The following is a 10,939-nucleotide window of genomic DNA, read 5'->3' on the forward strand; positions in this document are numbered from 1 at the left end:
CGATGGCTGGCACGGTCAGCCGGCGCGGGAGTGCAACTGTGCACCCCGGTCAATCCGCGCCGAGGGAGGTGCCACGGTCCCGGCGATTCGCCGGAACCACGGTTCGCGCCCAGATGACGAAACCCCTGGTCGCACGATCCCGTCGAATCGACGGCACCGCCCGAGGAAGCAGAACCCCAGCTGGCACGGGGTGGGAAATTTTCCCGCCCCGTCATCCTCGGCGGGTCCAATGCTTCCGGCACAGTCCTGTCACCAATGTCCTGCGGCATGGTATCTCCCGCGGTCCTGCAAATTGTGCAGGACCGTCACTCCCAGCGCCAGCGGACGCGGGCGGGCTCTGTCGCAGCGAACGGGCAGGTGGCACGGTGGGGGACAGTGTCCCTCACCGTCACCGCGTGGCGGACGGAGGATGGATGGTGCCGTCGAATCGGCGGGACCATCGGGTGATGAAAGCGCAGGTGGAACGGTCCCGCAAATTTTGCGGACCCGTTGACACCGAAGCGCGACCATCTCGCCGGACAGGGAGCGAGTCCTGCCCCAAGCGGTTCCGCGGGCTGACGGAACGGCTCCGGAAATTTTCCGGCACCGTTGCCCCCGGCCCAGGGCACGACCGTACGCACGTCGGGTGAGTCGTGTCGGTGCTCCCATCGACTTTCCCCTCCCTCCGCATGTGGGGCATCTGTCAGTAGGTAGGTGCGCACCCGTTCCCACGTTCGGCGGCGGGCACCGCGACGGTGACGCCCGGCCCCAGGACCGACGCCGTGGCTGGGCCGTGTCGGCGGTAGCCGGAGGGTGTGGTGCCGTAGTAGCGGCGGAACGCGACGGCCGCGTGGCTGCGCTGTCCCCACCCGGCCTGTTGATAGATCGCCAGCACTCCCAGGTCGCTCTCCCGCAGCAGGCGGGCCGTCTCCCGCGCCCGCAGCATCGTCAGATACGTCACCGGGGTGAGGCCGTAGGCGTGGCGGAACACCCGCGCGTACTGGCTCACCGACAGGCACGCATGCGCGGCGAGATCGGGCAGCCGCCACCGCCGGGCCAGGTCCGCGCGCATCAGCACCGTCGTCTCGGCCACCTTCACCGGGGCCGGGAAGAACACCCGCCACCTGGGCACGTCTGCGCACGGGCCGCGCGGTGTCGGCATCGGCACGCCCGGCGCGGCTCGGACGTGCGGCGCGACCACGCCCAGCACCTCGGATACGAGCACCTGCAACCGGAAGAACCCCGCCGCGCCAGGTTCGCCGGCGGTGACGGTGATGAGGTCGTCCAGCACCGGGGCGAGCCGTTCCACGACACGCTCGCCGACGCGCAGCACCTGCAGCCGGTCCGGGTAGAGGCGCACAGCGAGGTCACGGGCCATCTGCTGGTCGGCGAACAGGTCGAGGTGCTGCCAGAAGAACGCGTCGATCAGGTAGTCGGTGTCCAGCAGCACCGTCGTCACCGTCGCCCGGCCCTCAGGCGTGTACCCGAACAAGACACCCGGCGCGACCAGCACCACCGCGCCCGCCGACACCGGCCGCGTGCCGATACCGCCGGTGAGAATGACCGAGCCGTCACGCACGACCACCAGCCGCACACAGTCATAGACCGCCGCCGCTACCGGGCGACGTCGTGTCGCGGTGTCGGCATCGACCCACCGGAACGGCTCCGATACTCCCCGGCGCGCTCGGCCGCTATCGGACAGCGGCTCTCGGGACATCCTGGGAGAGAGGCGTCCGAGGAGAAGCGTCATGAGACACCTCCTTCAAGAATCACACCCTCGACGGTGAGAGCGTGTGAATACCGGGCTACCAGCCGACATGACCCGGTGGGTAGGTCTTACCCTTGCCATCCTTTCGATGCGAGTAGTGCGGTGCCGAGCGCGATCATGCCTGGAATCGTCTCGATTGATCCGTCCCGCATCGGAAGAGGGCCCGAGCTTTCGGCGCGCGTGGTCATCCGATGTCGCGTCGGCGGATGCCGATGAGTCCGGTGGTGGTCAGTCCCGCTGTGATGGCGAGCAGGATGGTGATCGGGGCGGGTGAGATGTCCGCTCCCAGGAGGACGCGAGGGATGTGGGTGAATGGTGACAGGTCCAGTGCGGCTTGGTTGAGCTGGCCGAACTCGTAGGCGAGTTCGATGAGGAGGAAGATCACCAGCAGTGCCCAGGCGACGGGTGCGGCGAGCCGTGGCAGCCAGCCCCAGAGTGCGAGGGCGGTTGCCGCGATCGTCCAGACGGCGGGTAGCCAGATGAGGGCGGCCGGGATCACCGCAGGGTTGCCGGTGGCGATCGCCATGCCGAGTCCGGCCAGTCCGAGGAGGAGTACGGGACCGATGACCGCGAAGATCAGGTGGGCGCCGGCCCACCGGACCCTGCGGGGAGCACTCGCGAGTAGCAGCTCGGCCAGCCCACGGTTCTCCTCCGTGCCGCCACGCAGTGCGGTCAGGATGGCGTAGCCCGCGGTCGCTTGGCTGAGGACGAGCAGGGTGAATGTCTGGAGCGCATCGGCGCCGGTGAACAGGCCGCCGAACTGCTCGGTCGAGTCGCCTCCGGCGGCGAGGCCGATCAGCAGCCCCAGCACCGCGTAGGCAACCGACCAGGCCAGCAGGGTGCCGCGATGTGTCCGCCAGGCCAGAGCGAGCACGCTCCGCAGGCTCGCCGGTGCCCTCTCGGGTCCCCGTGTCTCCGGCAGCAGGCCCGCGGAGATATCGCGCCGCGAGGAGAGCGCGTACGCTGCAGCGAGAAAGACAGCGATGAACAGCGCGAACAGTCCGAAGACCCACCACCGATCCCCGGCGTAGGCCTCGGTCAGCCGCGCCCAGCCGAACGGGGAGAGCCAGGAGAGCCACGAGAGGCTGTCGGCTTGCACATCGCCCGCGGCGCGCAGCGCGAACAGGATCGCCAACGATCCGAAGGCGATGCCGCGCGCGGACCCGCTGCTGGGGGTGAGCTGGGCCGCGCAGGCCGCGACGGCGCCGATCGAGACGCCGACCGCGGCCGACGACAGGCCCAGAACGAGGCTGCCGTCCGGTGGCAGGCCGATGCCGATCAGGCCCGCCGCGAACAGCACACCAGCTACGAGATTCGCGCCGATCACCACAATCGACGTCGCGGTCAGGTTGGCGTGGCGGCCCACCCCGGTCGAGCCGAGGATTTCCAGGCGGCCGGTCTCCTCCTCGGCACGGGTGTGCCGGACGACGATGAGCAGGCTCGCGATGGTGAACACCAGCGCGCTGGACATGCCCGCACCCCATGCGCTGACCCCGCCGAGCGTCGGGGCGTAGATGAGGCCACGCATCGCGATCTGCGCCGGATTGCTCATCGCCTCCTCCGTGTAGTCGCGCAGAGCCTCCGCCGTCGGGTACAGGTCCGCGGCGCCGGACGCGAGGCTGAACGGCACGAGAACCGCGACCGCGATCCAGACCGGAAGCACCCACCGGTCACGACGCAGGACGAAACGGACCAGAGCCCCCGTTCCGGTGAAGGCTCTCATGCCGAGGCCCCCAGGTCGTCCTGATAGTGGCGCAGGAACAGTTCTTCCAAGGTCGGAGGCTGGCTGACCAGGCTCCGGAGCCCGGCATCGACGAGCACGCGCAACAGATCGTCCAATGCGGCGGTGTCGACCTGGCACCGCAGCCGGGTGCCCTCGACGCGCAGGTCGTGGACACCGGAAAGGCTGTCGAGGCGATCGGGGATGCGAGCGAGGTCCGCCTCGACCGAGGTGCGGGTGAGCTGACGGAGGTCTGCGAGGGTGCCGGACTCGACCGCGGTGCCTTGGCGGATGATCGTCACCCGGTCGCACAGGGCCTCGACCTCGGCGAGGATGTGGCTGGACAGCAGCACCGTGCGCCCGGCCCGGCTCTGCTCGGCGACGACCTCGCGGAAGACCTCCTCCATCAGCGGGTCCAGGCCCGATGTCGGCTCATCGAGGATCAACAGCTCGACATCGGAGGCGAACGCGGCCACCAGCGCCACCTTCTGCCGGTTGCCCTTCGAGTAGGTGCGACCCTTCTTGCGCGGATCAAGGTCGAACCGCTCCACCAGCTCACGCCGCCGCTGCTCATCCACGCCGCCACGCAGCCGACCGAGCAGGTCGATGGTCTCCCCGCCGCTGAGGTTGGGCCACAGATTCACATCGCCCGGCACATACGCCAAGCGCCGGTGCAGCGCGGCAGCATCCGCCCACGGGTCACCATCGAGCAGCCGGACCTGCCCCGAATCGCGACGGACCAATCCCAGGAGAACACGGATCGTGGTGGTCTTGCCGGCGCCGTTCGGCCCCAGGAAGCCGTGGACCTCCCCCGCCCGCACCGACATCGTCAGACCGGCCAGCGCCTTGGTCCGTCCGTAGCTCTTGTCGACATCGCGGACCTCTACAGCATTGCTCATTCTTTCGTCCTCTTCGCTGACTCCGCCGGGACCGAACGGCCCAGCGCTTCCCGGGCATCACGAAAGGCCTGCGCACCCAGGAACTCCGGCGCGACGATCTCCAGCAGCGAAGCGCTGATCCGCCGCAGCGACTCCGGTGCCAAGGCATCACCACCCAACGCCCGCGACAGGTGCTCGTGCAGCGCGTAGACACCGAGTCTCATCGCCACGAACACCGCAGCGTCGCCTCGCGCATCGTCCACACCGGGACGCCCAGACAGATATGACTCCGTCACCGAGACCAGCTCATCGAACAGCGGCGCGACTGCCGGGGAGCCATCGGCCAGAGCCCGTCCCAGATACCGCAGGACCGCCGGCGCCCGGACATACGCCTCGCTCGCGAACGCCTGGCCGTCGAGGTGGTCCAGGTCGACCGCCCGCGAGACCTGTTCCTGAAAGAACGCCAGCACATACGCGTCGCAGGCATCACGCAGGCCGTCCTTGTTGCCGAAGTGGTGCTGGACCACCCCCAGCGACGAACCCGCGCTCGCGGCGATGCCCCGCAGCGTCGCCCCCCGATAGCCGTGCGCCGCGAACTCATCGAGCGCCGCGTTCCGAATCCGCGCCCGCGCCGTCAAGTCCTCAGCAGGTTCCATGACCCACTACCGATACCTGTGACTTACTCATAGGTCAACTATACCAGCCAACTCATCTCGTGCCGGAACAGAGACCCCGCGCCGCCGACACTGAGGCGTTCACGCCGCTGGTCGCTCGCCGCGCCCGGCATCCGCCGGGATGTCTTGAGACATCGCAGCCCCAAGAATGATGCAGCCCTAAGAAGATGCACGGATGCTACGGCGGGGCCGTAATGCGCACCTCTCCCACAAGGACGACCTTGTGGGAGGCGGTGACGGGTGTGAAGGGCGGCGTGATCCTGTTCCGCGGGAACGGTGCTGCCGCGCGCCGCTATGTCGAGGCCGACCGCTCCGGTGCGGATGAGTACTACCTCGGTGCTGACGATGCCGTGGCCGAGTACTCGGTGCTGGACGCCAGCGGCGAGGTCACCGCCGCCCGGTCGTTGACGGCGGTCGAGTACGAGGGGTGGGTGGACTGGCGCGACCCGATCACGGGCGAGCAGATGGGCACCCCGCGCAAGCCCGGCGAAGGGCGCAAGGGGTCGCCGCTGTTCGCGGAGATGACGATCAACGCCCCCAAGTCACTGTCGGTCGCCGCTGCCCTCCACCCCGAGGTCTCCGACGCCCTCGATGCCGCGCAGCAGGACGCGCTGGCCGAGATACGCCGCTGGCTCGGCCAGCACTGGGCTAATTCCATCCTGAAATCGCAGGTCACGCCCCTTGCCTGAGTTCGCTTGGTGGTGTTCGGGCAGGTAGTGACGCCTGATCATGGTGGGTGATCGTCTGTCACCGGGTGATTTCGCTGTGGGTCAGCACCAGCAGGGCGCGCAGCAGCATGGTGGCGTGAGCGGCGTCCATGCGGAGCTTGGTGAGGATGCGCCAGTTCTTCAGGTCGGCGAAGCCGTGCTCGACGGGGGCGCGTTCGCTGCTGATGAGCTGGTTGGCCTGTTTCTGGGCGGTGGTGAGAGGGCTGGTGCGGGTGGCCTTGCGGCCGGTGATGACCACCGGGTCGTCGGGGTCGTCGTCGAGCCCGACGAAGCCGAGGTCGGCCAGGGCGCCCAGGCCCGCCTTGCGGAGCTTCTGCACGAGGTTGTGGTGGCGGGCGGTGGTGATCCACAGCAGGTTCCCGGCGACATCGGTGAGGGCCAGGAAGAGCAGGCCGTGCGTTTTGTGCTTGCCCGAGTAGCTTTTCCGGTTGTCCTTCCCGCTGCGGCGCTCGGTGCGGATCAAGGTGCCATCGATCAGCACGACCTCGCCGCCCTGTTCGGCGATCTTGGCCAGGGCGCGGTCCAGGCGTGGTGCCCGCGCGGCCAGCAGGCGCAGGACCTCCCGCACCCAGCGGCGTACGGTGCCGGCCGAGATGTTGTTGCCGCCGGCCATGTCGGCCAGGCGCTGGTCATGGCGCAGCACGGCGAGCACGATGACCGCGATCTTCCCGGCCGGGAGCTTGCGCCAGCGCGATCCGATCGCCTTCAGGTGGCCGCGCAACAGATCGGCGACGAAGGTGAGGGTCTGGGCCGACAACGGCAGCCGGACCTGATAGACAGCGGGTGTGCCCTCGGCGGGCTCGTTGGTTGTTGTCACAAACCGCCATACCCCTGCCGAGGGCGCTCCGCGGCCCGGGTGCCATGGCCCGGTGCTACGGAAAGCGCCCCTGGTCAGGGGATGAGGTCAGGCGGGCGAGGTCAGGCGGGCGAGGTCAGGACGCCGGGGCGAAACTCCCGTTCGGCATTTTGCGCAGCCAGCCCCGCTCAGCCAGCCGGTTCAGCTTGGCCCGGGTGCCCTCTACCTGCCCTGACTCGGTGCCCAGCCCGGCCGCTTGGCAGATGTGTTTGCAGATCAGCGGGTGATCCGCGTCGGTCACGGTCTGCAGGAGAAGCCGGTAGTCGGCGGGGAGTTCGCCGGTGCCGGAGACCTGGTGCCGGTAGGGGATGATCATCGGTCCGGAGCCGGGCGACGCGCTGGTGGCGGTGCCAGGGGCCGGCGCCGGCATGTCCCGGTCGGCGGGTTCGGGCTCGGCGAGCATCTGGGTGACGACCTGCTCGGCCACGCTCACCCGGTCGAGTTCGTGTTGCACGTCGGTCAGCTGCTTGGTCAGGTGCTGTGCTTGCTCGGTCAGTTCGGCACGGCGGGCGGCGATCCGTTCCAGCAGCGATGACATCCTGCCTCACCTCCGGTGATTACCGTGAATAACCACACGGATACGGATGCTAGAGGGTGGATGTGATCGGCTGCGGTGGAATCGGTGAGAAACATTGATCCGCTGATGGCGGACGATCACTGAACCTATTTCAGGCTCACCCGGCTTGGGTGACGCGATGGTTTTGAAGGACGGCGATGGCCTTGCAGAGGTGGCTGGCCTTGGACGGGCTGCAGCGTAGCTTGCGCAAGATTCTCCAGCCTTTGAGCTGGGCGTTTGCGCGTTCGCCGGGGCCGCGGAGCCTGGCGTGGGCGCGGTTGGCGTGTTTCTGGGATTCGGGCTTGTGCTTGCCCTTGTACGGGGTGCGGACCGGGCCTTCGGCTCCCTGATACGCCTTGTCCGCCAGGGTGATGATCCCCGCCTGCTTTAGTGCGCGCAGGATGCCCCAGATGCGGGCAGCGGTCAGATCGTGGGCCTTGCCGGGCAGGGCGCCCGAGGTCCACAGGATCGTCCCATCTGGTGAGGCGATGACCTGCACGTTCATCCCGTGCACACGGTGCTTGCCGGAGAAGTACGGCCGGTCAGCGGCGATCCGGTCGGTATGGATCAGCGTGCCGTCCAGCACCAGGTAGTGCAGCCCGTCCCGCTTGGCCTTGCGCAGCGCCTGGACGAGCTTGGGCGAGCGGGCTGACAACAGCGCCACCGTCTCTTCCACGTACCGCCATGCGGTTGCCGCCGACACCCCGAAGCCAGCCGCGAGTTCGGCGTAGGTCTCGCCCTTACGCAGGTAGACCAGCACCAGCAGGGCCTGCCGGCCAGGGTTGAGCCGCCGCCAGATCGACCTCATGGACTTACGGTGGCGCCGGATCACCCCGGCGACGTAGTTCAGGCGCTGATGCGACAAATCGACGGCGGCACGATAGAACAGCACCCAGAGCTCCTGGTTGTGATGGGCGTGGTTGTGGTGATCAACCCATCTACCAGGAGCTCTGCTGCGTCATGGGGCTAACCTCGGACTTGCGATCATGCTGTGACCAGGGCACTCGATGCGGAGCCTGAAATAGGTTCACTCGTCATGATTGCCAGGCATCACCAGCCCGAGTACGCCCAACCACGATCAGGCAAGTCTCCTGGCCTGCGGTTTCAGGTTGGCACAAGCCCAATGGGAAACGCCTCGAACGCCCCGACGACCTGGCCGCCTGACCCCGACCACCCGCTTTATGCTCAACGGCCCAGAACTCCAGTCACCACGTGGGGGCGAACGCCACTACTCCCTATGCCGATATTTCGGCGGCCAGGTGAACCGGCCTACCGGGCCGTACGCGGCTGCTGTCCATCGTTCGTTGGCTATGCATCATGATCGGACCCGGCGGCCGACTCAGGGGGGCCAGGCTGTTCAGAGCTGTCCTGCTTGGTCAGCAAGGCCTGCGTCACCGCAGCGGCGGTGACGGCTTCTTCGCGCTGCCGCTGAGCGCTCTTCAGCGCGCTGGCGAGGTTGGCAAGTTCGTCACGCAGCCGATCGGCCTCACCGGCGGCGTCGGCCCGGGCTTGGGCGGCGGCCTCGCGGGCCTGCTCGGCCACGGCGGCCGCAGTGACGGCTTGCTCCCGCTGCTGTTGTTCGGCGGCCAGCGCCTGGCGTAGCCGGTCGGCCTCCTCGGCGTGCGCCCCGGCCATGCCGCGTGCCTGGTCGCGTTCCTGCTCGGCTTTCCGGGTCCGGGCTTCCTGTTCCTTCAGTTGACGACGGAGGTTGGCGAGTTCGTGCTGCTGTTCACTGATCTGCTGTTCCAGTTCTGTGATGCGGGCGGTCGCGGTGGCGTGCCGTTCGGTGAGTTCGGTGGTTCGCTGGCGGGCGGCGTCCCGGTCGTGCTCGGCCTGACGCTGCCGGTCGGCGGCTTGGGTGGCGAGTTGCTCAGCTTGGGAGCGTGCGTTCTGGTGCTCACCGACCTGTCGCCAGGCGTCTTGCTCGCCTTCCTCGGCACGGTCGCGGGCGGGCTCGGCCTGGGCGCGGGCCGTTCGGCGGCGGCGATCCGGGTGGCGGCGGTGTTGGCCGCGTTGGTGGCGCGTTGCTCGGCCGCCGCGGCGGCGGCGCGGGCTTCCTCGGCGGCTTGTTCGGCGGCCTCCACCTGGGCCAGCTGTCCTGTCTCAAACAAGTTGGCGTGAGGCCAAGCCGCTGACCTGGGGCTCGCCAACTCATTTGAGACAACGTAAATATGGGTGTCTCAACGATCATGGCGTGCGTGGCTGAATGTCTCAGATCAGTTGGCGTGTGATCATGAGGACGAGCGCCGACCATAAAGCAGCTTACATGATCCAAATCGCGGGCTCAGCAATTTCTATTTCGTGATTTCTACCCGGCATAGCACCCCGCCGCCTTATTTGCTCTTCCGGTGCCCAGAGAACATCAGGATGACCCGACCGCTGTAGAGCGGACAGTGCATCGAATTGCGATGGGGTGGGGATCAGTTCGTATATATCTGCAATCAGCAGTTCCCGCGATTGAGCATAGGTGCTGAATCTTAATGGTCGATATTCACGGCGGATGTATTCATGATAGATGTAGGGAAAAATGGCGGTCGCTAGGATTTTCGGCGCAATCAGTTCTTCATAGAATTCGCGCCATGGAGATGTCTCCCGAGACTCGCCCGATTCGAACCATCGCACGAAGCTAACGAGGTTCTTGGCGGGCACTCTGATCCTTAGATCATCCCCGCTGATGTCATCAATTGGTAGAAGGTCGTCGTCGAGCGCGCCAATCTTGCCCAAGAAGGCCTTGCCTCCCGGCGTGATTTTGTACACTCCCCCCACCGGCTGATACCCAGGGCGACGCCGCCCCTTGACGAGCAGATACTTCCCCTCAAGCTTTATGCGAAATAGATATGAGACAGATATGCGCACATTGGAGTTCCTGTATCGGAAGGAGTACCACGATAGTTTCAGATAGCGGCGGTTTGCGAGGATCGCATCCATGAGGGGAATCGCTAGTCCCGTTGCAAGCCCGCCCACCAGTCCGAAAAGTGGATTAGTAGGCACGATAAAGAGCAATGCAAATATGCAAGCCAGTATTCCGATAGAGTAGAGAATGAACCTCTCCATAAGCTTGCCGCTCCGCTCTTATGCTCCACTATCGGCAACAACCAAGCTAATGTATAGCTTCGAGGTGCCGCCTCGCCAGAGTCCCCGTTCCCCCAACTCAACGCCCCAACAGAGCCCGAGAAGTGCTCACTCTCCTAAAAAGGGTGCCGCAGGTTCGGCAAGCCTGCCGGGGACACATTTGATTAGGCGTTTAGCCTTCTGGCCTGTGGTTTCGATCATGGAACGGCTGTGAGGCCAGGGAACCAGGCGTCCTTCTTACTGTAGTTGCAGTCTTCGCTCGCCGGAGGAGCATCGTGGCGTTCTTGCGCTCGTTCTCGATCCAGAGATAGAGGGGATCTTGCCGCCATTCGTTCCAGTCCGGCCCAGTCCTGCCGTAGTGGCGAGCGACGGTCCGCCGAATCTCGGCCAGCAGAGCTGGCTCGATGCCCAAAGCGAACCCTTCCCGTTTGGGGGGCCATGGCTCGCCAGGCAGGTGCAACGAGCAGGCGGGTGAGAGCAACAACGTCGGGGTAGCGAGCCGCGGCCCGAGCTGGGCTGGCTTCGTCCGTTTCTTCTCTCCAGTCCTCACCGGCCAACTGCTGATGGCGCTTCGAAGATCTGGCTCTGGCGATCTTTGTGTGGTGCCGTCACAGACAGTGGTCGAGACTCTCGTCCGTGAGTGATCGCAATCGGATAACTGGCCGCGCATAGGTGCGGCCGCCCCGTGAGGATCTTGTTCGACCAAGA

At 66.6% G+C, this 10,939-nt stretch carries 11 protein-coding genes; 2 read left to right on the plus strand and 9 right to left on the minus strand.

Going from position 1 to position 10,939, the window contains the following annotated elements:
- Positions 1–682: 682 nt before the first annotated feature.
- From GUY59_RS33950 to GUY59_RS33965, 4 genes are all read right to left on the minus strand, one after another.
- The gene (locus GUY59_RS33950; RefSeq protein WP_138205563.1) at positions 683–1,573 is read right to left on the minus strand and encodes a helix-turn-helix transcriptional regulator; all 891 of its coding nucleotides are present in this window, start codon (positions 1,571–1,573) and stop codon (positions 683–685) included.
- A 358-nt stretch (positions 1,574–1,931) separates the two neighbouring features.
- Positions 1,932–3,470, minus strand: coding sequence for an ABC transporter permease (locus GUY59_RS33955; RefSeq protein WP_138205565.1), 1,539 nt, complete (start codon positions 3,468–3,470; stop codon positions 1,932–1,934).
- Positions 3,467–4,366 carry an ABC transporter ATP-binding protein gene (locus GUY59_RS33960; protein ID WP_138205567.1) on the minus strand — a complete coding sequence of 300 codons (900 nt, stop codon included), beginning with the start codon at positions 4,364–4,366 and terminating at the stop codon, positions 3,467–3,469. The genes GUY59_RS33955 and GUY59_RS33960 overlap by 4 nt, the downstream gene beginning before the upstream one ends.
- A complete protein-coding gene (locus GUY59_RS33965) occupies positions 4,363–5,001 on the minus strand; it encodes a TetR/AcrR family transcriptional regulator (RefSeq protein WP_138205569.1) in 639 nt (212 codons plus the stop codon). Before GUY59_RS33965 ends, GUY59_RS33960 begins: the two co-directional genes overlap by 4 nt.
- Before the next feature lie 239 nt (positions 5,002–5,240).
- On the opposite strand from GUY59_RS33965, the gene GUY59_RS33970 reads away from it, so the two are divergent.
- Positions 5,241–5,708 (plus strand): relaxase domain-containing protein, encoded by a 468-nt coding sequence (locus GUY59_RS33970; protein WP_201761665.1) that lies wholly within the window; start codon positions 5,241–5,243, stop codon positions 5,706–5,708.
- 58 nt (positions 5,709–5,766) lie between these two features.
- Here GUY59_RS33970 and GUY59_RS33975 read toward each other — a convergent pair whose 3' ends face one another.
- The 4 genes from GUY59_RS33975 to GUY59_RS33990 form a co-directional block, all read right to left on the minus strand.
- Complete coding sequence (locus tag GUY59_RS33975; RefSeq protein ID WP_138205571.1) at positions 5,767–6,564, minus strand: transposase family protein; 798 nt, start codon at positions 6,562–6,564, stop codon at positions 5,767–5,769.
- A 115-nt stretch (positions 6,565–6,679) separates the two neighbouring features.
- Complete coding sequence (locus GUY59_RS33980; protein ID WP_138205573.1) at positions 6,680–7,141, minus strand: hypothetical protein; 462 nt, start codon at positions 7,139–7,141, stop codon at positions 6,680–6,682.
- Positions 7,142–7,277: 136 nt separating this feature from the next.
- A complete protein-coding gene (locus GUY59_RS33985; protein ID WP_161714347.1) occupies positions 7,278–8,051 on the minus strand; it encodes a transposase family protein in 774 nt (257 codons plus the stop codon).
- 416 nt (positions 8,052–8,467) lie between these two features.
- Complete coding sequence (locus GUY59_RS33990) at positions 8,468–8,794, minus strand: hypothetical protein (RefSeq protein WP_138208764.1); 327 nt, start codon at positions 8,792–8,794, stop codon at positions 8,468–8,470.
- Between GUY59_RS33990 and GUY59_RS33995 the strand changes: the two genes are divergently transcribed.
- On the plus strand, positions 8,780–9,280 hold the full coding sequence (locus tag GUY59_RS33995; protein WP_138208763.1) for a hypothetical protein: 501 nt from the start codon (positions 8,780–8,782) through the stop codon (positions 9,278–9,280). The two genes, GUY59_RS33990 and GUY59_RS33995, sit on opposite strands and share 15 nt — an antisense overlap.
- Positions 9,281–9,421: 141 nt before the next feature.
- Here GUY59_RS33995 and GUY59_RS34000 read toward each other — a convergent pair whose 3' ends face one another.
- Positions 9,422–10,162, minus strand: coding sequence for an SMODS-associated NUDIX domain-containing protein (locus GUY59_RS34000; RefSeq protein ID WP_201761666.1), 741 nt, complete (start codon positions 10,160–10,162; stop codon positions 9,422–9,424).
- Between the last annotated feature and the right edge of the window lie 777 nt (positions 10,163–10,939).

The organism is Nonomuraea sp. K271, from assembly GCF_009908215.1.
GTDB classification, from domain to species: Bacteria; Actinomycetota; Actinomycetes; order Streptosporangiales; family Streptosporangiaceae; genus Nonomuraea; species Nonomuraea longispora.